The 23,879-nt window shown below is 47.2% G+C and carries 8 protein-coding genes and 2 pseudogenes; 5 read left to right on the plus strand and 5 right to left on the minus strand.

Annotated features, from left to right (window positions below):
• Window positions 1-46 precede the first annotated feature (46 nt).
• From UNITIG_RS20635 to UNITIG_RS20655, 5 genes and pseudogenes are all read left to right on the plus strand, one after another.
• Window positions 47-592, plus strand: a complete 546-nt coding sequence (locus UNITIG_RS20635; protein WP_101760221.1) for a fibronectin type III domain-containing protein — start codon at window positions 47-49, stop codon at window positions 590-592.
• A gap of 237 nt (window positions 593-829) precedes the next feature.
• The gene (locus tag UNITIG_RS20640) at window positions 830-3,058 is read left to right on the plus strand and encodes a DUF1631 domain-containing protein (protein ID WP_101760222.1); all 2,229 of its coding nucleotides are present in this window, start codon (window positions 830-832) and stop codon (window positions 3,056-3,058) included.
• A 165-nt stretch (window positions 3,059-3,223) separates the two neighbouring features.
• Window positions 3,224-5,266, plus strand: coding sequence for an XrtA/PEP-CTERM system histidine kinase PrsK (gene prsK, locus UNITIG_RS20645; protein WP_101760223.1), 2,043 nt, complete (start codon window positions 3,224-3,226; stop codon window positions 5,264-5,266).
• A 19-nt stretch (window positions 5,267-5,285) separates the two neighbouring features.
• Window positions 5,286-6,637: pseudogene (gene prsR, locus UNITIG_RS20650) on the plus strand (PEP-CTERM-box response regulator transcription factor).
• A gap of 46 nt (window positions 6,638-6,683) precedes the next feature.
• Window positions 6,684-9,317 (plus strand): tetratricopeptide repeat protein, encoded by a 2,634-nt coding sequence (locus UNITIG_RS20655; RefSeq protein ID WP_101760224.1) that lies wholly within the window; start codon window positions 6,684-6,686, stop codon window positions 9,315-9,317.
• Between the two features lie 154 nt (window positions 9,318-9,471).
• On the opposite strand, the gene UNITIG_RS20660 is transcribed toward UNITIG_RS20655, so the two are convergent.
• The 5 genes and pseudogenes from UNITIG_RS20660 to UNITIG_RS24710 all read right to left on the minus strand — a co-directional run.
• Window positions 9,472-10,401, minus strand: coding sequence for a cupin (locus UNITIG_RS20660; protein ID WP_145999249.1), 930 nt, complete (start codon window positions 10,399-10,401; stop codon window positions 9,472-9,474).
• Between the two features lie 35 nt (window positions 10,402-10,436).
• Window positions 10,437-10,628, minus strand: a complete 192-nt coding sequence (locus tag UNITIG_RS20665) for a hypothetical protein (protein WP_101760226.1) — start codon at window positions 10,626-10,628, stop codon at window positions 10,437-10,439.
• A complete protein-coding gene (locus UNITIG_RS20670; RefSeq protein WP_101760227.1) occupies window positions 10,609-17,010 on the minus strand; it encodes a non-ribosomal peptide synthetase in 6,402 nt (2,133 codons plus the stop codon). Before UNITIG_RS20670 ends, UNITIG_RS20665 begins: the two co-directional genes overlap by 20 nt.
• Window positions 17,007-18,818 carry an aminotransferase class III-fold pyridoxal phosphate-dependent enzyme gene (locus tag UNITIG_RS24705; protein ID WP_369809237.1) on the minus strand — a complete coding sequence of 604 codons (1,812 nt, stop codon included), beginning with the start codon at window positions 18,816-18,818 and terminating at the stop codon, window positions 17,007-17,009. Before UNITIG_RS24705 ends, UNITIG_RS20670 begins: the two co-directional genes overlap by 4 nt.
• A gap of 104 nt (window positions 18,819-18,922) precedes the next feature.
• Window positions 18,923-23,749 (minus strand): annotated as a pseudogene (locus UNITIG_RS24710) (acyltransferase domain-containing protein); the annotation flags it as partial.
• Window positions 23,750-23,879 lie beyond the last annotated feature (130 nt).

Raw genomic sequence — 23,879 nt, forward strand, 5'->3', positions numbered from 1 at the left:
AATCTAGTGGGGAAATAAATCCCACACTGAATTTGGATTAACCATCATGCCGAGCCCAACCAAAGCTCTTATTCTCATTGCACTTTCCAGCCTTGTTATCGCTTGCGGTGGCGGTGGCGGTGGCGGTGGCGGTGGCGGCGAAAGCAATGCAACAACCTCACAAACACAAGCAACCTCGAGCAATACCGTGGCTAGCACTTCTAGCCAGCAAGCCCCTGAACAAATTTCTGTACCACCTCCTGTTACAAACAACGCTTCCAGCAACGCACCTGACGACAGCGACAGCGATGATCCGCTAACTGATACCGAGCTACCAGAAGCCAAAAGTATTTCTATCTCCTGGACCGCACCGGCGACACGTGAAAATGGTGACGCACTCCTTGCCAACGAGATCAGTGGATTTACTATTTATTATTTTCGCGAAGGGTCTGCGCAGGGAGAAGGAGAAGTGGTCACAATAGATAGTGGCGAGACCTATGAGCACACCACTCCACCACTACCGCCAGGCACCTATTATTTTGCCATCAGCACCACTGACAATACTGGCAACTCCAGCGCCCTGTCCGACTTTGCCGAAGCAACCATTAACTAACCCCATCCCAGCACAAACTGTCGACAATTTTTACGATCAAGCCACGCAAGCGAAATCCAGCGAATTTGACCGCACCCAAGAGACTGGTATTTTTTGATTTAAAATCAATAACTTAGATTGATCCTGTGACACAAAACCCGAAAGCTAGAATCACTTAAAATAAAGGCATAATAATTGCATTCTCTATTGTATTCCTTTTGAGCGCTTGCAACTGTCGAGACTACTTTTGCCAATATTATGAAAAAAGATACTGATTACATTCAAGCTGTTAACAACAGCACTTCACCTAAGAGCCTGCCAACGCTGTTACGTCAAGTGAAAGAGAATTCTATATCTATCTTATTAGCCCAACTTGAAAACCTGTTCAGCTCCTGCGACGACCTCTTTTTCGATCTATCCAGCCGTGCAGAAAGCAATCAGGAACAAAATCTATACTTTGAATCCATGCGTGAAGTTCGCCTCAAAAAGAATGGCGTCATCGCCTGCTTTAAAAGCGAAATCGAAACCGGGTTCCACCAGCTTGCCTCACCCGGTGCCAGCAAAACCAAGCACCAACAAGATAGCAACCACCCCGAACATCATAGCAACTTAAGCTTGGTGCAGAATGACATTCTTGAGCAAGATGTCGCCATTTCCAGCATGTCGAGCAAAGCACGGGCAAATTCTCAGGAGGCGCTTTACCACCTGACACTGCGTTTCGATTACCTCACCCCACACTCTTCAGTTGATCAAAACAATAATCCGCTCGATCCACAGCAAATTTGTAACTATTTTGCTAACGCGAGCAAACTATTAGAATTAAATATTAAAGCCCGTATTATTTTACTTAAGCAATTTGACCGTATCGTCACCTCTAAGCTGGCGTCTGTGTACTCTTCAGCCAACAACTTATTAATAGATGCCGGGACGCTTCCCAAAACGGAACGCTACAAAAAATCATCACCGAAGGCAGAGCAGTCACCCGCCCAACCCATTCAACCCAATGTTGAATTTGATCTGGAAGAATTAAGCTCTATTCTGGCGCTCATCCGCAATCAATCGCCCGAACAGCTCGCCACCATAATACCTAACTACACGGCGTACTCAGCCAACCACGGCCCCGCAATATCCAATCTTGAGCTAGTAAATTTGCTGACTACAATTCAGCACAATATCAGCCCGATACAGGATAGCGAACCGCAGCTAGCGGAAGACTTACGCCAAATTATTGAACTCATATTATCCAATCAGGAAGACAATACGCCTGAAAAATCTGTACACCAGCCTGACGACGATGTTATTAATTTAGTTGCCATGTTCTTTGAATTTGTATTGGACGATAAGAGCCTGCCGCTACCCGCCCAAGCATTAATCAGCCGGCTGCAAATACCGACACTAAAGATCGCCTTGCGGGATAAAACTTTTTTCAGCAATGGCAAGCACCCTGCCAGACAGCTGATTAACTTCATCGCTGAAACCAGCATCGGCCTTGATGATTCGGCGCAGCACAACAAAGACCGGTTATACAGCCTACTAGCCAAAATCACACAAGACATTATTGATAACTTCACCGATGACGACAGCATTTTTTCTGAAAAGCTTAGTGAGCTACAAAGCTTTTCAGAAAAAAATGAACATAAATCCAAGCTTATCGAAAAACGTACCGAGCAAGCCGCCGAAGGCCAGGCAAGAACCAAACTCGCCAAGCTCATGGCCCAAAAAATCATGTTTGAAAAGCTGGAAACGTCAGCTTTACCGGATGCTATCAGTGAATTTCTTACCACGCACTGGTTAAATCTATTAGTCCTTGTACACCTAAAACATGGCGAAGAAAGTCCAGAATGGATCGATGCTGCACAGCTAATTGATGACCTGATATGGGCTAGCCTGCGGCATCAGGACACCAAATCACAACAGCGCTATGAAAGCATCAAGCCAAATCTTTTGCAGCGAATCAGCGTTGGCATGAATCAAATCTCGGTCACCTCAGAAGCAGCTAACGAGCATCTGGCAAGTATCGAAAAAACACTCGACAAACTAGCATCAGGCGCTCACAGCGACTTGCTAACACGCCCACTAAGTGCGGCACAGGCATCACAACTAGGTCACCAACCAGGTGGCGGTAGCAAGAGCTGGCAGGACATGACTGGAGTCGAACGACAGCAAGCTCGCTACAAGCAACTGACTTATGAATATATTCGCAAAGCAGAACAACTGCCCCTGCAAACCTGGATTTCTTACACCGATCATAAGAGCGGCAATGTGACTCGCTGTAAACTGTCAGTCAAGCTGGAAGCTTCTGACACCTACGTGTTCGTCAACCGATTTGGCTTCAAAGTGCTGGAGAAAGCCCGCAAAGATTTTGCTTGTGATATGCAAGCAGGCAGAGCGGTTATTTTGAACTCATCCAATATTTTTGACCGAGCAATGAGCCAAGTACTGGGCAATTTGAATAGTGCCAGCTCACCCAAACCAGAAAAGATTTAATAATTAATGACAGGCAATTCTAACCAGTATCGATTTTTTCAATCCAGCACCACCCCGACTTTGCCGAAAAAATACCAACCTACAAATTAGAATTAACAGCTATACTTTCCCACTATTGATCAATAACCCACCCGCCATATAACCGGCAGGGAAAATATAACTGCTATGGAAGAAAATTATATAGCCTTTGCAAGCTACTTGAGTGGCAGCATAGTCTTTGCCGCACTGACACTCACCCTCATATATCTTTACAAGATAAAGCTAGCACCACCGGCGCTGATCGCTGCGAGTTTTTTTTCTCTAGTCTGGCAGCTCGCCATTGCACTGAACTATCAAGGCTACACACTTGCCCGTGAGCATCTTGTCTTACTGGAAACATTGCGCTATGGCGTCTGGATTAGCGCCATCCTGTCCTGCTTACAGTTTACTGCCGGTCAACTACCACCCAACGTCCGCTATACCATCCACAGTATTTGGCTAATCAGCCTAAGCTCCATTATCGGACTGATCGCCCTTAATCACCCCTGGATGCTCGATAGCGACCTATTAATTTGGAACAACCTGATACTCTCGATTGTAGGCCTGATCTGCGTTGAACAACTCTACCGCAACAGCAGACAACAACGCTTAATGAAACTCATTAGTGTTAGCATAGGCGCACTATTCGCCTACGATATTTATTTATTTTCTTATAGTTTGATTTTCAATCAAATTGATCTCGGGCTTTGGCAGTCCCGCGGCGCAATTAACGGCTTATCCGCACTCACCCTCACAGTGGGCAGCATCATTTTTATCAACCAGGGGCCGCAAAGAACTGCATTATCGGTATCACGCCCCGTAGTTTTTTACACCACCAGCATGTCAGCCGCCGGATGTTTTTTAGCCCTCATTGCTATCGGCGGCTATTATGTTCAACTATACGGCGGACGCTGGGGTAGTGTTGTTCAAATCGCCGTACTATTCAGCGCCCTGCTTTCAATTGTAACTCTGTTTGTTTCCAGCACTATTCGCTCTCGCATCAACGTTTGGATCAATAAACATTTCTTTCGCCACAAATATGACTACCGCAGCGAATGGCTAAGGCTAATCGGCTCGCTTACTCAGCCCACCCAAAACGAAAATTTTCACCAACGCGCTATTACCGTAGTCGCATCGATTTTTAAAAGTGAGGGCGGTTGTTTATGGTTGGCCAATAACGGCTATTACAGACCTGTCCAAACCTATAACTTACAACTTCCAACCACCTCGATAGCCGAACATCAAGATACTGATTTCTGTAAAACCATGAAGAACGAGGAATGGGTTTTTTCACCGCACTCTACCGACAAGGAAGCAATAGGAGAAATCAACCGGCAACTGCCCGACTGGATTTACGATATACCGCAGCTATGGCTGGTACTGCCGCTACTGACAGAGCGTAATTTACTGGGCTTTATTATCCTTACTCAACCGCCCCATGATGCAACACTCACATGGGAAGATCTCGACCTGCTTAAAACAGTAGGGCGTCAGGTGGCCAGCTATCTCGATCGCCACGAAGCCGCTGAACAGCTAGCTGAATCCAAGCAGTTTGACGCCTTTAATAAACTTACCGCCTTCATAATGCATGATCTGAAAAACCTCATTGCCCAACAAGCATTGGTGGTAGAAAACGCAGCCAAACACAAAGAAAACCCCGCATTTGTTGAAGACGCCATAAAAACTATCGACAACTCAGTCAGTAGAATGAGCAATTTACTCAGAAAACTTCAGCAACAGGAAAGTCTGGAAGTACGCAATCTAGAACTGCACAAAGTGCTGATGGAAGCCGCCAAAAAATGCAAGGAACTCAAACCTACTCCATCACTGCGCTTTGAGACCAAAGAACTGAAAGTAACCGCAGATCAGGATCACCTCATCATGTCGCTGGGCAACTTAATTAAAAATGCCCAAGAAGCGACAAATAGTAACGGATTTGTCGATGTGACTTTACGTCAAGAGGCTAAAAATGCCATTATAACCATCGAAGATAACGGTTCAGGGATGGATGAAACATTCATTCGAGAACGCTTATTTAAACCCTTTGATACCACTAAATCAGGTAAAGGAATGGGGATCGGCGTGTACCAAACCAGAGAGCTCATCGCCAGCCTCGGAGGCTCAGTCGACGTTGATAGCACGCTCAACGAGGGAACCACCTTTACTATCAGCATTCCGATCAGTGCCTAATCACAAATAAGACCACTTTATGAGCAAAGAACCTAGCGACAAAACCCTCCTCATTGTTGAAGATGATCCCGGCCTACAGAGTCAATTACGTTGGCACTTTGATGCCTACAACGTCATCATTGCCGGTGACCGCGAAGCGGCTGTCGCAGCCGTTCGCCAACATGAACCAGCGGTCATTCTGCAGGATCTTGGGCTACCACCTGACGAAGAAGGGGTCGAGGAAGGGTTTAAAACCGTACAAGAAATTAGCAGTATCTCCCCGTCTACCAAGATCATCGTAGTCACAGGTAATCATGACTATGAAAATGCCGTACGCGCAGTTGCGATGGGGCCTATGACTTTTATCAAAAACCGATCAACACAGAAACCCTGGATCTCATCGTACAACGCGCGTACCACATGTATTCGCTGGAACAGCAAAACCGTCAATTGCATGAAGAACAGCAATCACCACTTGATGGTGTCATTGCCACTGACCCACAAATGCTACGGATTTGCAGAACTATAGAAAAGGTTGCGCCAACCACGGTAACCACCACACTGCTAGGTGAGAGCGGTACCGGTAAAGAAGTATTTGCCAAAGCCATCCACCGAATAAGTCCACGACGTGAAGCCCGATTTGTAGCTATCAATTGTGCCGCAGTGCCTGAAAACCTGATGGAAAGCGAACTATTCGGTTATGAAAAAGGCGCCTTCACTGGCGCCAATAAACAAACGATTGGTAAAGTCGAAGTTGCGCAGAATGGCACCCTGTTTCTTGATGAAATTGGCGATATGCCCCTGCCTTTGCAAGCCAAGCTGCTACGCTTTTTACAGGAGCGTGTTATTGAACGCGTAGGCGGCCGGGATGAAATCCCGGTAGACGTCAGAGTTGTCTGTGCTACCAATAAAAATCTTGAAGAAATGGTAGCCGAAGGCAGCTTCCGTGAAGATTTATACTATCGAATTTGCGAAATGGTAATTCATATTCCACCGCTACGCGACAGGGAAGGTGATAAAGTGTTACTAGCACGCCACTTCCTCGAAACTATGACCGTCGACCAAAAAAGTAAAGCGACCTCTTTTTCAACAGAAGCAACTCAAGCTATTGAATCCTATCCATGGCCAGGCAGCATTCGGGAAATGGAAAACAAAATCAAGCGCGCCATTATTATGTGCGATGGTAAGCAGATTACTCCCGAAGACCTCACCATCAATAGTGCAGAAAACTTTTCAATCAATTTACGTCAAGTTCGCCATGACGCTGAAAAAAGTGCCATCAAACGCGCTCTATCAATGACCGATGGTAATTACTCTGCAGCAGCAAAATTATTGGGCATTACTCGCCCCACGCTATACGACCTAGTAAAAAAATATAAAATCAGCAACTAATTTTTCGGTGTAATCAGCAAAAACAGGAAACAATAAAAGGATACTTATGCGCTCCCCTTCACACATCTTATCGACTGCAGTCTATGCTTTTGGTTTGACCGCACTACTCCTGATTAATGGCTGCTCTGATGAGCAAGCTGACAGTAGCAAGCAAGCAGAAATTCATCTAAACACCTCTGCCTCTTATATGAAGCAGGGACAATACCGCGCAGCGATTATCGAAGCTCGAAATGTAATTAAATATGCACCTGAGTCAGCCGATGGCTATATTCGGCTAGCAACTATCTACAACGAATTGGGAAACACCTCGTCCGCACTGGATGTACTGAACTCTATAGCGGAAAAATATCCAAGTGAAACAAGCTTAACCCTAGCAACAGTACAAAATTCTGCACGAAAATTTCGCTCAGCTCTAAACACTATAGACACGATACGCCCAAATGATAATTCAATAGCAACCAAGCTAATTCGGGCCAATGCACTGCTTGGATTAAAGGACTTTGAATCAGCAACTGCAATATATCAGCAAATTCTAAATGAAAACGCCGATAATGCGGAAGCCAAAATCGGCTTAGCTAAAATTGCAATAGCAAAAAATGAGTTTAGCAACGCGTCAACAATACTGGACCAATTACTTAGCTCTAGCGCCAACAATCCAGAAGCACTTTTCCTTAAAGCCCAACTGGCCTATTACAAAAATGAGCTGGAAAACACTGAACGATACTTGACTGAAGCAATTCAGCTACTACCACAAACTGATATGTTACTGCCATTAAAGAGTAGAATTTTGCAGCAGCTATCAGAAACACTAACTCAGCTTGGACGACCCAGCGAAGGACTGGTTTACTCTCGCATCCTTGCCGAAGCAAACCCTGAGGCACAACAAGCTAAAAGCAAATTCACTGAAGCTCTACGCCTTTACCAATCTGGTGAACTTGATCAAGCTGAAGAACTACTCACCACATTATACGAAGAATTTCCTAATAACAGCATGAGCGGCGTGCTGCTTGGAATGATTAATTACCAACAAGGCGATATGTCGGAAGCAGAAGCTCTACTGAGTCAAAATATTGATGCAGAAACTGCGTCCACTCAGGTTATAAGCTCTACAGCCCTCACTCAAATCAAACTCAACAAAGCGGACAAAGCTGTTGAACTACTCGAAGACGCACTGAAATCACATCCCGATGATTCCGGGATTCATACCATTTATGGCCTAGCCTTACTCAACCTTAACCCTACCGACGAACAAGGCGCACTGGCTATTCAAAAAGCTTTAGCTATAGAACCTAGTAAAGCAAGATTGCATCTCATTCTTTCCCGGTATTATCTAGCGCTTAACAAACCCGAGCAGGCCTACGCACAGCTCAATACAGCTCTGACAAAGTCACCTCAGGACAACAACATTCAAGAGGAATACATCAAGCTATTACTCAGCAATAAAGAGCTATCCAAGGCACAGAAAACAGCAGACAAAATGCTTGTCGACTCTCCAGACAGTTCAGCCACTATGCTGTTAGCAGCTCAAGTCAGTCTTGCCGCCAGAGACTTACCGGAAACAAGACAGCGACTTGAACAAGCTGCGGCGCTTGATAACAATAATTTACTTGCCCACCTTTCGCTAGGCCAGCTTGATCTTGCTGAAAAAAAGTTAACTAACGCTGCTACAAAGTTTCGACAAGTTATCGCTGCAGACCCTAATAATATAAGCGCCTACAAAGGCTTAATCACCAGCTTTGAAGCACAGGGAAAAGGCGATGCCATCCTTCAGGAACTGAACAAAACGGCTAAGCAGGAAAACACCAATAGCACCTTGCCAAGTGTTCTCGCTGAATACTACGGTCGACAAAACAACCTGCAACAAGCTCAGCAACTCATTAAACAGGCAACCGCCACCTCGCCGATTAGTGAATACACCCGATCAGTAGCAATCTCTCTCTACCGCAGCTTATCTCTACAAAATGTACAAGATGAAAACTATGATGAGGCCAGATCCAGTATTTTTCAGGCACTTAAATTAGCGCCGCAGGAGGCACGATTACTAACCGACCTAACCAACGTAGAGATAGCAGCAAAAAATTATTCAGAAGCGCTGAAGGTTACCGATCAAATTGCTGCCGCTGATACAGGCAACCCTTTAAGTAACTTCCTTAAGGGACAAGTTTATGTAGCACAGCAGCATTGGGATGACGCCATAAAATTTTTCCAACTGTCATGGAACACACAACCTAACGACACCACTGCTTCAAGTCTTTACCGTACTTTGCAACGGCGCGGAGATAAAGCCGCTGCTGCCGACTTTGTTACTGAATGGCAACAAAAACTTCCCAATAGCTCACGAGCCAAAGTACTTAAAGCAATAGAGTTCCAAAGTGCCAACCAGAAGAATGCCGCTATAGAACTCTATGAACAAGCACTTGAATTAGCACCCACTGACAGCTTGGCGCTGAATAATCTAGCTTGGTTATATTTTGAAAAGTCAGACCCAAAAGCGACCACGCTAGCTGAAAAAGCCTATAAAGTGTCACCAGAAAGCGCAGGTGTTTTAGACACCTATGGCTGGATATTGGCTCAGAATGGCGACGTTAAAAAAGGTATTTCATTACTTGAAAAAGCAGCTGAAAAAGCGCCCAACAATAAAGAAATACAACAACACCTGGAAGCCGCAAAAAATATGTAACGCGATACAACCTTTAATTTAACTACTCTGCTGCGGATTACACTCCCTATAATTGATCGATTATATTTTCGCAGCAACACACTAAATAGAAACAACGGATATGCCTGCCGCATCAAATAGATCGGTTTGTCCGCTCTGTTGTATTATGCCCTGACTAGTATGAGCCGCGAGGAGGGTTATACCCTCTAAACACCGACCTGAACATTACAAAACCCCAACCGATTAATGACTTTACAGCCTGAGACCAACCTCTGGTTTGTGGAAAACCTGGTCGCAACCCAAATTTTCGCAGCAATTTATTGCACTGGTGTATTCGCGCAGCACGTCGGGTTTGATCAGTATAAAACACAACACCCAAAGAAATAGAGACACCATCATTGTCATTAACCCAATCAGGTTTAGACTCAGACATATGCGGACTGGTTGAGGGAAAATAAATCCCGTCGCCCGGGCCGACATTAAAACTTTTACCACGATCCAAAAATTTATCCTGCAAGCGAACATTGCCAAGGCTGCCTGAAATAATAAAATCCTCTACATCAGGCCCGCTAACAACCTCTCTATCAGTATGATCAAACACTGTTAAAGTCTTGCGGCCTTTAACCTGCATCCAAAAATTGTTTTCCCGGTCAATATGAAAAGGAGTTACCGATGGTGGCGCAGACACAAACATAAATCCAGCCACATGACATATCCCTGTTTGCTCAGGCTCGACCAAAGGCTTAAAAGACTCCACCAACTGATCTAACAGCTTCTTATAACTGGGATGCTCTTCTATTTGATATAACGCAATCCAGGAACCAGGTTCTTCTATTCGCCGAAAGACTTCGGATAATGAACGCCCATCAACAGGCGTCTGCTGATGATTAAATGCCGAATCAATAGCGGTATCGGGATGGATGAATTTACACAACCCTTTTTTCATCAAATGCTCTGCTAAGCCCTCAATACTTTGCAATGACATCAAAGGGTCTTTGTGCAAATTATGCCGAAAAGCTGATGATGAATAAGTACTAAACTGCTGAGGATTATCCGGCGAAATCTGGAACGTCTGGAACGGAGAAGATGTTTTTGCTTCAATCATCGTTTAACTCAAAGTTGAAATATCATAGACTTATTTCAATTACAGTTTAAAAAAATAAAGCTATCAGCTTTTGCTAAAATATATACCATAGTAATGCGCATATTCATAACCTCCCTGAAAGGTGACTTTACAATTTTTTCTAATGCTTGCCAAAAGTCACGCAACATCCAACCACTCACTTTTATTTCCGTAAAAACTTTTTCATCACTACCACTTAAACCGTCCAATCAGTCGTCTCAAACCACCCTTCTTTGTCGCTGACTTCTCGGCATTTGAAGAACCTCTATCGCCAACATCACTACTATCAAACTTAGCCTCGTCAATTTTTGCGGCTATCTGTTCCAATGAATTCACCAAAATATCCATCGGCGAGATAGTTACGGACAATTGTTGCTCGACGGCATAAATTATGTCCATTGCCAGCAGGGAGTGGCCACCAATTTCAAAGAAATAATCCTCGACACTAATATCCAACTCAGCATTTAGGGCTGCGCACCAAATCTCAGCCAGCATTATTTCAGTAGCTGTCCGCGGAGCAATGCGTTCCTGCCGTTGACCGCTGCCCATTGACGGTTGCGGCAGCGCCTTGCGATCAACTTTGCCATTGGGTGTGCGTGGCATTGCCTTCAGCTCTACGAAAAGTTGTGGAATCATGTAGTCTGGTAAGTGCTCCCGCAAGAAACGACGCAATTCCGAATTGGTGACTTCCCCTCCCGCTTCAAATACTGTGTACATCACCAGACGCTTATCGTTAACAGAAAATTCTTTGACCGCTGCCGCACACTCATTCACCCCCGGGTGATAACCCATCACATTTTCGAGTTCGCCAAGCTCAATCCGGAAGCCGCGTAACTTCACCTGATTATCTATTCGTTCAAAGTATTCCAGCCGCCCATCACTGTGCCAGCGCACCCGATCACCTGTACGATACATTTTTTTTGCGGCCATACTTGCAGCAAAGGGATCCGTTAAAAACCGCAAAGCTGTTTCCTCTTCCCGATTTAAATAACCGGCGGTAACGCCATAACCACCGATATACAATTCACCGGCAACACCAATAGGTACAGGCTGCTGGTATTCATCCAGCACATAGCATTGGGTATTTGCGATCGGCTTACCAATAAGAAGCTGTTTAAAATCCTTGCTTAACAGTTCACAGGTAGACCAGATAGTTGTTTCCGTCGGGCCATACATATTCCAGACTTCCACACCTTTATTCACCAATTCCTCAGCCAAAGCTAACGGTAGTGCTTCGCCGCCACATAAAACTTTAAAGCCTTGCCGGGGCTGCCACCCCGCCGCCAATAACAATCGCCAACTACTAGGTGTTGCCTGCATAACAGTGACAGCATTCGCAGCGAGTAGATCACATAGCTTATTGCCGTCCATCGCCTGCTCTTGCTCTGCAATAACGACCGTTGCACCTACCATCATCGGCAGAAATAATTCCAGCCCGGCAATATCAAATGACAATGTCGTTACTGCCAGCAAAATATCCTCTGCTACAAGACTGGGTTCTTCCGCCATTGAATTGAGAAAGTTAGCAAGCGCCCCCTGTGGCACTTTCACCCCTTTAGGCTTACCGGTCGAGCCGGAGGTAAATATCACATAAGCCAAAGAGTCTTGGGACAATTTAATATTTGGCTGACGATTATCCCGAGCGCTGATGTCTGCCGCGTCGCTATCGATTAAAATCCGTCGGCAAGGATAATCGCTTAATGTATCAGCAAGACCAGATTCAGTAACCAGCACGGACACACTGCCCGTCTCGAGCATCTGCAATAAACGACTGGCAGGGTAAGCGGGGTCTAGAGGAATATAGGCAGCTCCCACTTTCCATATCGCCAACAAACTGGCCACCATTCGCACATCACGCGACAAACAAACACCAACATAATCGCCACTGGCCACACCGGTTGTTAACAGGGTATGGGCCAATTGATTGGAATAGCTATCCAGCTCAACATACGTTAATGATTCACTCCCACCCCGCACGGCTATTTTGTTACCCTGAGCACTCACAGCCTGATAAAAATGATCGAGAAATAAAGGCTGCCCATAATCTCGACGGGTGTCATTCCAGCTCGCCATCATGGCAACATCCTTAGCACTGGCAGCAGCTAATTTGTACAGCGGTGTCTCCGGCCGCGCTGCAACCTGGGAAAGAATCTGACTAAAGCTATCGGCAAATCGTTGCGCGCTATCATGCTCAAACAGAGCGACGGGATACTCCAGACCACCAACTAATCCGCTACTCTGACGCTTAACCCAGAAATCAATATCCGTTTGCACACCGGGACGATCAACGTTGATTTGCTCTCTCTGCAGCGAATTAAATTCTTCGGTACGATTACGCGTATCCTGAAATAAAAAGAATGCCTGGAATATAGCTGAGCGAGAGCGGTCTCTCTTTGGTTTCAGTTCCTGCACCAGCAATTCATACGGCACATCCTGATTGGCATACCCATTTAGGCAGGTTTGTTTCACCTGCTGTAACCAACTATTAAAAGAAGCACCCGGCTCGATGCCAAAACGCAACACGATGGTATTGACAAAAAACCCCAGCAAACCACTGGTTTCATCCTGACCACGGCCAGAAACCGGCGCGCCGATTAAGATATCCTGTTGGCGACTGTGCCGATGCAGCATCAAAGCATAGACCGACACTAACAACATAAATAAAGTGCAGCCCAACTCTTTGCACTTGTGCTCCAGTGAAACAACCTCTTCCTCAGTGAGTGACCATAGCACCGCTTCGGATCGATGCGGCTGACCCACCGGCCGATTAAAATCTTCCGGTAAGTTAAGGATCGGCAACTCGCCGCCCAATGTATCCAGCCAGTAATTGAGCTGCTGATCCATATGGCCGGATTGCAGCAATTCACGCTGCCAAATAGCATAGTCGCTGTACTGTACCGGCAGCTCATCCAAAGGGTTTTGTTCACCCTGTGACAAAGCGTTATACAATACGCACAATTCATGCAGAATCACGTCAAAAGACCAGCCATCAAATATCAGATGATGTATCAACAAAAACAGCACATGTTCCTGATCATTAATGGTAAACAGCGCCGGCCGAAACAAGACATCACTACTCAAATCAAAACTATGCATCGCCTGCTGTTTTAAAAAGCGATGTAAAGTCATGTCCCCATTGATAACTTCTTCGGGTAATAACTGCGGCTGTAAATCAATAGTCAACACTGGACGGATCGATTGCACTAGTCCTTTATCAGTGTGAATGAAATTAGTACGCAGCACACTGTGACGCTCAACGATGAGGGCAAAGCATTTTTGTAAAACCGCTATATCAAGGCTGCCGGTAAGCTTGAAAGAGGCCGCCAGGTTATAGGCCATGGAGTCCTGCTCAATTTGCTCAAGATACCAAATACGTTGTTGTTGAGAAGACGCTGGTGGCAGCCCCTCGTAATTCGCATAAGAGTGAATGGCTGGAATACTAATGTCATCCTTTAAAGACTCAATAACCAACTTCGCCTGCTTACGGATAGTCGGCGCTAAAAATAAATTATTCAAACTTAAATTCACACCATATTCTGTGCTGATTTTGGCGAACAATTGTGTTCCCAATAAGGAGTGACCACCAAGCAGAAAAAAATCGTCAGTTACTCCTACTTCACGAATATTCAACACCTCGCACCAAAGGTCTGAAATTCGCCGTTCAAAATCATTGGCAGCCGCTACTTGTTGCTGTACATCTTGCTCCAGCTCAGGCTTGGCCAGCGCGCGGCGATCCAATTTGCCATTCGGCGTCAGCGGGATATGATCCACAGCGATAAAGTGCTGCGGCACCATATAGGCTGGCAACCGCGCAGACAACTGATCGCGTAATGCCGCCGCGTCCAGAGCATCACTAGCGAGCTTATTGTTATCGGACAAGACCAGGCAAGCCACTAACCTGACATCATCTGCACTTCTTTCCCACAGATAAACTGCAGCCATCGCGATGGCTTCACTCTCTGCCAGCGCCGTTTCGATCTCACCAAGTTCTATCCGATAACCGCGCACTTTTACTTGATCATCAAGTCTTCCCAGGTGTTGCAGCTCGCCGCTTGCCAACAACTTTGCTGAGTCACCGGTGCGATAGATACGACCATAGTCAGGATGCTGAATAAAGCGTTCCGCATTTAATTCCTCACGACGGTGATACCCCAAGGTGACGCCTTTACCGCCGATAAACAATTCGCCGGGAACAGATTCCGGCAGCGGCTTGAGATTTTCATCGAGAATATAACACTGGGTATTGGCAATAGGTTTACCAATTGAAATGGCAGTATCCACTTCGGTAATACGTTTGCAGGCGGACCAAACTGTGGTTTCAGTGGGACCAAACATATTCCATAGCTCACCCACTTTCGGTAATAGCGCCGCAGCAAGATCAGCAGGTAAGGGCTCGCCACCACACAATGCCTTCAGGCCACCGCCCATATTATTAGACTGTCCCACCCAGCGACTCGCCAACAGCATACGCCAAGTACTCGGTGTTGCCTGCAACGCAGAAATCTGGTTCGATTTAATTAACACCGCCAGCTTTTCACCATCCATCACCTCATCACTATTGGCGATCACGGTGGTAGCGCCCACCATCAAAGGTAAAAACAATTCGAGTACAGAAATATCAAATGACAAGGTGGTAACGGCTAACAATTTATCGCTGGCGCATAGACCCGGGCTTGCCGCCATGGACTCAAGGAAATTCATCATCGCACTATTTTGGATACAAACACCCTTGGGTTGTCCAGTTGAGCCCGAAGTGTAAATCGTATACGCCATCCGATTAGCCGATGACATTAACGGGTCAAGAACATCATTCAATCCGTTTTCAGCCATCGCACTCCCCAGCTCGATATGCTTGAGCGCAGTCTGTTTCACTCTGGAAGGTGCCAACTCATCTTCAACGATGGCTACCGCACCGCTATCCTCCAGCATATAAACCAAGCGGTCTTCAGGAAAAGCCGGATCAAGGGGTAGATACGCGGCACCCAACTTTAAAATGGCCAAGGTAGCGATCAACAGATTTTCTGAACGCTGACAACAAATCGCCACCGTGTCACCTTCATTAATCTGCTGGGTTTTTAAATACAGCGCCAGTCTGGTGGATAGATCATCCAGCTCGCGATAACTAAGCGAATGATTATTGGCAATAACCGCAACGCCGGAAGGATTGTGAGCAACTTGCTCTGCAAATGCAGAAACCAGATCGGCATACTTTACCTCACGCTCAGTCTGATTGGATGCCTGCAACACAGCAGGTAAGTCATCACTAAGCACGAAAGATGAAAGCGCTAACTGACCTTCAACTATAGATTGCTGCAGGATCGTCTGTAGGGCTTGCATCCACGCATCAATCGTTGCCTGTTCAAACAAAGCAGTTGAGTACGTTACTTCGATAGTCAGTTGATCACTGGTCGGGACAACATTCAGAAATAATTCAAAATTCTCCCCTGCCCTAGGCAAGCCGCGAACTGAACCGGTGGCGGCACCAAATTCCAATAAAGCCATGGGCTGGTCGATATTAAATATGGTACTGACCAAAGGCACACGGGAGCGATCGACTGCATATTTTTCCAATAACTGGCCAAAGGTAAAATTGGGATGATCACTGGCATTAAGCACTTCGGTCTTCACCTGCTTGACGACTTCAGCAAATGGCATCGCTGCATCGAGCCCGATACGCACCGGCAGTAGCTGTACCATGTGTCCAACCTGTCCCAGACGATGCATGGCAGCTTGGCCGGCCACAGGTAAACCAACGACTATATCAGTGTTGCCAGTTAGCCGGTAAAGCAACGTAAAATAACCAGCCAGGACATAATTAACCAAACTGGATTTCAGCAGCGAGGCCGCTTTGGGTAAGCGCTGTACTAGTGCATGATCCAATTCAAAATCGACGCGGGTAGCCTCAAAGCTACGCAGCAGCGGGCGAGTTTTATCCAGAGGCAGGTCCAGTGTTGGCGGCAGTTGTTTGAACCGCTCTAACCAGTAATCGATATCGGCGTTGGCCGCCATTGATGCGCCCTGCTGATCGGCAAAATCAAAAAAAGAAGGAGCGGGCTGCATCTCACTGCAATCACCTTCGCGGCTGTAAAGCTCCGCCAGTTCAGACAGTAACAATCCCTGTGACCAACCATCAGCAATGGCATGATGAAGCAGCATGATCAACTCATAGCGGGCATCTCCCAATTTACGCAGCCAAACAAATAGCAAAGGACCATCTTCTAAGTTCAATGGTTTAAGCGCCACCTCCTGATAAAGGCTATCCAGCGCTTGCTGTTTTTCTGCTGCAGCCAGCTCACTATAATCGGCAAAATCTAGCTGCAGATCTTTTGCTTGCTGAAGACACAACTCATCCGCCAAGGAAGAAAAAGTAGCGCGCAAAATATCGTGACGAGCGATAAGTGTATTAAACGCTTTTTCCAGTAACACAGGGTTTATCTCACCATCGATAGCGACGGCCACGGCTTCATTAAAGGCGATATTGGCCTCGGCGCTCATTTTGCATGAGGCAACGACTTCCCTTTGTGGCGCGGTGGTCGGACTAATACGTAGAATTTCGCCACCAGCAAACGGATTGAAGTTTGCTTCGCTCATGGTTTGCCAACCTCAATGTACTGGCCTTTATTTTTCGGATCTTCAATAAAGTAAGCCGGTTCACCGCGTGCATTTTTACCTAGCCTGGCACCTTCAGGAATAGCGGGTCTCTCACTCAAAAAGCGCTTGGCAGCCACCATATCCCCTTCAATCAATCCATGACAAACTAATTGGGCCAATGACTTTTTAAATGCTTTTAGAATTTTTTCTATATCCGCTTCGCTATGTTCGGTAGTAAGAAAATTAGGACGGTATTGCTGGATATGAATACCCTCCAGAGTCATCAGGGTAAATAACATATGCCCCCAATGTGCACTGGTCGGCACCGACACATAAAAAAATGAAGCAAAGTATTCAAAGCCCACAGCGCATTTCATTTCCTCGATAAACGTTTTCGCCGTGGCCGTCATCGCTGCAGTTTTTTGCTCCAGCGTTTCGTAGAGTACAGAACCTTCCTGTTTGATACGGGTTAAAATAGCGTTGGCTGCCGCCAGGGCGATGGGATGTCGAACAAAGGTACCTGCAAAAAACGTCACTCCCACTTCCGGGATCGATTCATCACCGAATTGCCAAAAACCGCCATCCAGTGCATCCATAAATTTAGCCTTACCACCGATGATGCCAATCGGATGACCACCCCCAACCACTTTGCCGTATGTTCCCAGATCAGCATCGATGCCGAAGCGCTCGCGGATACCTCCGGCAGCAACACGAAAGCCAGTCACCACTTCATCCAGTATCATCGCCGTACCAGTTTCTTCAGTGATAGTGCGAATGCTCTGCAAATATTGCTGATCGTGAAATTGCGGTTTGCGACTTTGCACGGGTTCCACCAACACGGCCGCCAACTCAGAACCAAGATCCTTGATCACTTCCAAACTTGACGCCTCTCCCCAGGGCAGCACTAACATATTAGCTGTGGCCTCACGGGGAATCCCCGGAGCAGCAGGTAGTGCCTGATAGTTTTTACCCGGACGGTTAATAACTTCATCTGTAATACCGTGGTAACTGCCCTCGAACATGACTACTTTTTTACGCCCGGTTACGGTTCGCGCCAAACGAATCGCACCCACAACAGCTTCCGACCCAGTACTGGCAAAACTACAACGCTCATTACCAGTCAGCTCACAAAACAGTTCGGCAACGGTGCCTGCCAATGATGACTGCGGGCCAGTCTCAATACCCATCGCTAATTGTTGCTGTACCGCTTGCGTGACAAAGTCCGGCGAGTGCCCAAAAAATATTGGGCCAAATCCATTGGAAGTATCAATCAACTCATTACCATCGATATCCCACAATTTCGAACCTTTGGAACGCTCTGTCACAATCGGAAAAATAATCTCTTTCCACTCGGGATTAAAACCTGACACCGTACGCGGGTCAGCGAGAATTTTTCGATATTTCTGTGTGTATGCCTTGGAACCAGCATATTTTTTCTGGTATTGATCAAGCACTTCATCCAACCACTGCCGCTGGGCTTTGGTCAGGTTTACCCCCACCGATTCCTTGACAATACGTGTGCCTGGAGTTTGTCTGGCGCCCTGCGCTTTATTCGTTTCCATAGCTGGCTTATCGGCGGCAGGTAAAACAGGCTGGGATGACATCTGCGCAGATGATACTGGCTGCGACCCTACTGCAGCTGACGTGCCGGACAAAGCCTGCAATTGCATCTGCATAATTTTTAATTGCTGCTGGATCAGCAACTGTACATCGCTACTCATATTCGAAGGCCCGGCCATACCCGTAGGCATCATCTGTGCCAGTGTCGCCTGAATGTCGGCTGCACCACCAACCGTAGTATCGACCATCGTTGACGCAGCAACAGTCGTAGTGGCAGGAGGTACCTGCTCGGCGACAAAATCACTGAGCTCTGCAATCGATGAATAGTCTTCAACCAAATGACGGAAAGTTAAACCGATAGAAAACTCCTGATCGATAGCAGTAGCAGCTTGAGTCAATGCCAATGAATCCAAACCAACCTCGCTAAAATGCGCTTCGGCCTCGACCTCAGCAAGCTCAAGCCCGGTCACATCTTCTAAAATATTGCGCAGCTTTAGCTCAATTTGCTGACGGTGTTGTTCTGCACTCATTGTCACTTCCTGCATTACTGGTGGTTTTTGTATGGGCTGCTGTATGGGCTGCTGGGTAGACAGCTGCGAGCTGTCTGCAACGGCTGGCGCACTATTTTTTTCCAGCCAAAAACGTTTTTTATCAAAATTATAATTAGGCAACTTTACTTTGCTCAGGGGCCCTGGACCTTCACGCTGACGCCAATCAATCTCAAAACCATTCACCCAGAGCGTATTTAAACATTGATTAAATTCATCGATAAACTTTTCATCAACGCAGCTGCCCGACGCACAACTGGCCAAGGTATTTTTTACTTTAACCGGTTTGGTGGAAACCACATTATCTGTCGCCACCAAGCTGGACAATGCGGCCCCTGGGCCGACTTCCACAAAAGCCAGCTGCTGTCCCTGATAATATTCACGGGCACTATTCACTGCCGCTGAAAATAATACAGGCTGACGTAACTGCATTGCCCAGTAGCCAGGGCTCATTGCTTGCTCGGCGGTCAGCAGCTTGCCGGTTGCAGTAGAAAAAATGGGAATTTGTGGTGCTTTGCCCTGCAGAGAAGCGGCGAGCTTTTCAACTTCGCCTACTATGGGCTGCATCATGTCGGAATGAAAAGCATGACTGGTGTGCAGCACCGAACACGCCGTTTTCGTTTCAAGTAGACTGGCTGCTGCCCGCTCAATCGCCTCAGTGGGGCCCGCCAGCACGATACGCTCGGGGCGTTTACTGCTGCCAGACACAAGCCTGCATCCAGCAAGTGACTTATCGATTCAGTTTTTGCCTGCACTGCCAGCATTTTTCCCGCGGGCATGGTCTGCATTAATGCGCCTCTGGCAGCAACCAGACGCAGAGCCTGATCAAAATCAAAAACGCCGGCCAATACCGCGGCAGCAAACTCACCCACGCTGTGACCGATTAGAAAGTCCGGCTGACAACCATTAGCCTGTAAATATTTAGCCAAACCGTACTCTAATAAAAACAGCAGCGGCTGCGCGATACGTGTTTGATTCACATCCAGTGAGAGTTCAGCTTTTTCGTCAGCCAGAATAATATGGCGCGGGTCAAAACCTTGCTGCTCAAGAATAATGTCGGCGCCGTCATCCACTAGCTGGCGAAAATCGCGACTATTTTGGTAGAGCCAGCGGCCCATTTGTAATCGCTGAGAACCTTGGCCGGGAAACATAAAACCAATTGGCCCCGCCGCATTACGCAACTCACCACGAGCATAAGCACGCTTATTTTCCAGCTTGCTAATCATCTCGGCAACACTGCCTGCACTTACTGCAGCACGCCAGGAAAAATGTTGGCGAGTGGTCCGGCTGCTATAAGCCACATCTCGCAATTGAACAGATTCGTTAGCGCCGGCAAAAAACTGCCGATAACTATTAAGCTGACACTCCAAAGACGCCTGATTCTTTGCGGTAATTAAAACCGTATGACCCGGATGGCTGACGGGCGCGGTATGAGCTGTATCTTCGGCGATTATTTCAAGGGGGTTATGTTCCGCAATAAACTGTTCGAGAATAATATGTGCATTGGTACCACCGACACCTAGCGAGCTGACAGCAGCTCGGCGCGGCGCGTTTTTTTCAGCCCAGTCTACTGACTGATTGTTGACGTAAAAAGGCGTGTTCTGCAAATTCAATTTTGGGTTGGGGCTATTAAAATGCAGCGTAGCAGGAATTTTTCCATGCTTAACAGCCATCACGCTTTTAATAAAACTCGCAATACCGGCGGCATGGATAGTATGGCCAATGTTGGATTTAACCGAGCCCAAAGCGCAAGGCGCAAAATCAGCATGCCGTTTTTCCATATCTTTGCCGCCGCTATAAACTTCTGTTAGCGCTTTAACTTCTATCGGATCTCCCAGCGGTGTGGCAGTACCGTGTGTTTCAATAAAGCCAATACTGGCGGGAGCAACACCGGCATTTGCCAGCGCCTTTTTATAGACACTGACTTGTCCGGCAACACTAGGTGCGGTAAAACTGGCCTTGTTGCCACCATCATTATTGACATCACAGCCTTTAATCACTGCATAAATAGCGTCGTTATCGCGCAATGCCAACCGCAAAGGTTTAAGCACGACAAAACCAGCACCATCATTAAAAGTAGTACCGGTTGCTTTTGCATCAAAGGGACGACAGTGTCCATCCTGCGATAGCATGCTGCCTTCCTGATAAAGATAGCCGCTGTTAATCGGGGTAGCGATGGACACACCACCCGCCAAGGCAATATTACATTCGCCTTGAGCCAAACTCTGGCAAGCTTGGGCGATGGCAACCAGCCCTGTCGAACAGGCGGTATAAACATTTATACTCGGGCCCGTAAGATTTAACTTGTAGGAAATTCGACTGCTGAGAAAGTCGGACTCATTAGCCAGCGCCGCGTTAAACGCGCCAAACTTATTCGTTACTTCAGTATTATTGAGCACATATTGCTGGTAGTACCGCGACCAGTTCATACCCGCAAAAACACCGGTACGCAGCACAGCATCTCCCGGGATTACAGCGGCATCTTCCAGCGCATGCCACGCTAGCTGTAAGGCAATTCTTTGCTGAGGGTCCATAATCGCCGCTTCGGCGGGAGAAATACCAAAAAAGGCGGCATCAAACTCATCACAGCCTGCAACCACACCTTTAGCAGCTACGTAGTTTGGATTATTGGCATCCGCTGGATTAACTTCAGGTGAAAGCTCCTCAGGTTTAAAAAAGCTTATGCTCTCTCGACTGTTAATCAGGTTATCCCAGTATTGCTCCAGATTTTCGGCACCCGGAAAACGGCAGGCCATGCCAATGACGGCGACATCCTCATTTCCCGAATCACTGGCTAAACTTTCCGGTTGCTCATCATTAGCATCTGTAATCGCATCCGCTGCAGTTTGCGCCTTGCCCCTAGCGTCAGGAGAAAAATACTTTATCTGTGCGCGAATCGTGCTGTGCGCAAATACAAATGTTGCATCCAGTTCACAATCAAAGGTTTTTTCCAACAGTTCAGTCAGGCGCAAGGCCTCTAACGATGTTCCTCCCGCATCCAGAAAATTAGTGGCGTCATCAACATCGCGACCCAATATTTGTCGCCAACACTCTGTAACCTGCGGGGATGAAACCGGTGAACTCCGATCTGTGATAAACGGATCAGGTAATTGCGCTTCATCCAATTTTCCATTTTGGTTCTTGGGCAGTTTGGCTAGCGTAATAATAAAATGAGGAACCATAAACGCGGGAAAGTGAGCACTAATAAGCGCACGTAACTCGCGCTTGTCGACCTGGCCGACAAGATAAGCTACCAGCCTTTTTTGACCCTGTGGCCCGACCCTGACTATAACTCTGGCATCATCAACCGAGCCCAGTCGATTAATAAAGTGTTCAATCTCTAGAGGTTCGATGCGATGGCCGTCAATTTTGACCTGCTTGTCATTGCGTTGGCGATAGTCATAACGACCATCGGCTAATTTAACCACCAGATCCCCTGTTCGGTAACCACGGCGGCTGACGCCATCAGCACAGCTCACTTCAACAAACCGCTGCCCGGTTAAATCCTGGCGGTTAAGATAACCAAGCGCCAAACCATCACCAAAAGCGATCAACTCTCCAGACTGACCATCAGCAACGGGATTTAAGCTTTCGTCAAAAACCTCGCAGTGCGTTTTGTAGATGGGGTAGCCGATAGCTATGCGGCTAACGGTTGCGGGAAGATTACGAGGGATTGGGTAGGCTGTGGTGAAAGTGGTGTTTTCAGTCGGTCCATAACCATTGATGATCTGGGTATTCGGCAGTTTTTCCAGCCCCCTGCGCACATGGGCAACAGACAAGGCTTCGCCGCCGATCAGCAACTGTTCCAGCGGCTGTAATATATCAGGCCGCTCGCTAATGAGGGTGTTATAAAGCGAAGAGGTCAGCCACGCTGTCGTCACACCGTTAGCAATGATATCTCCTAACTGGTCGTAACCGGGCATGTTGTCGCCCGGCAAAACCGTACAGCAACCGCCATTCAGCAATGCACCCCAGATTTCAAAAGTAGAGGCATCAAAAGACAACGGGGCCAGCTGCAAAAAATGGCGGGTTTCATCAAACCGGCAGTAGCTATTTTCAGGCGAGACCAAGCGCAGAATACTGCGCTGAGGAACAACCACGCCCTTGGGTTTTCCTGTTGATCCAGAGGTATACAGAATATAGGCGGCTGTTTCAGCAAGACCTTGCTGTGGAATCGGGGCTACTGACGCTAAACCTGCATACTGACAATCGCCAGACAGCAGCAGTGCCTGTACTCCCAGCGCCGGGGCCAACTCAGCAGCTTCAGGCCCGGCAAAGACCACTCGAATGGCCGCGTCCGCGAGCATCATTTCCAATCGGGATTCGGGATAGGCCGGGTTTAAAGGTACATAGTGGGCGCCGACTTTCACAATAGCCAGCATCGCCGCAATAGCTCCCGCAGACCGTTCGGTCAGCAACCCAACGGCGTCGCCCGCCCTAACCCCTTGCTCCAGCAGCTGCCGCCCCAGCTTATCACTCCATTGATCCAGCTCCCGGTAAGATACTTTGCCTGCTGGCACTGTTGCTGTAGCCGGAAGGTATAAAGAGGGACGATCTGGAAATGTTTTTACCTGGTGCGCAAAGCATGACTGGATAGTAATAGCTTCTTCACCAGAATGGTTGCCTCGCATAACGTTAAGCTACCCCTTACTCCATTAAATATTGTAGATGACTTCTCTTGCCTACCGCCAACTCCAATGTGCCCGCCAGCTGCAATGAGCCTCCGGTCTTCACGGCATCCTCTGCTCTGGGCAATGGCTA

The sequence above is a fragment of the Oceanicoccus sp. KOV_DT_Chl genome, from assembly GCF_900120175.1.
Lineage (GTDB): Bacteria > Pseudomonadota > Gammaproteobacteria > Pseudomonadales > Dasaniaceae > Oceanicoccus.

Coding starts and splice junctions, on each gene's coding strand:
- UNITIG_RS20635 (WP_101760221.1), top strand. CDS start 47: ATGCCGAGCCCAACCAAAGCTCTTATTCTCATTGCACTTTCCAGCCTT.
- UNITIG_RS20640 (WP_101760222.1), top strand. CDS start 830: ATGAAAAAAGATACTGATTACATTCAAGCTGTTAACAACAGCACTTCA.
- prsK (WP_101760223.1), top strand. CDS start 3,224: ATGGAAGAAAATTATATAGCCTTTGCAAGCTACTTGAGTGGCAGCATA.
- UNITIG_RS20655 (WP_101760224.1), top strand. CDS start 6,684: ATGCGCTCCCCTTCACACATCTTATCGACTGCAGTCTATGCTTTTGGT.
- UNITIG_RS20660 (WP_145999249.1), bottom strand. CDS start 10,401: ATGATTGAAGCAAAAACATCTTCTCCGTTCCAGACGTTCCAGATTTCG.
- UNITIG_RS20670 (WP_101760227.1), bottom strand. CDS start 17,010: ATGAGCGAAGCAAACTTCAATCCGTTTGCTGGTGGCGAAATTCTACGT.
- UNITIG_RS24705 (WP_369809237.1), bottom strand. CDS start 18,818: ATGGTCGATACTACGGTTGGTGGTGCAGCCGACATTCAGGCGACACTG.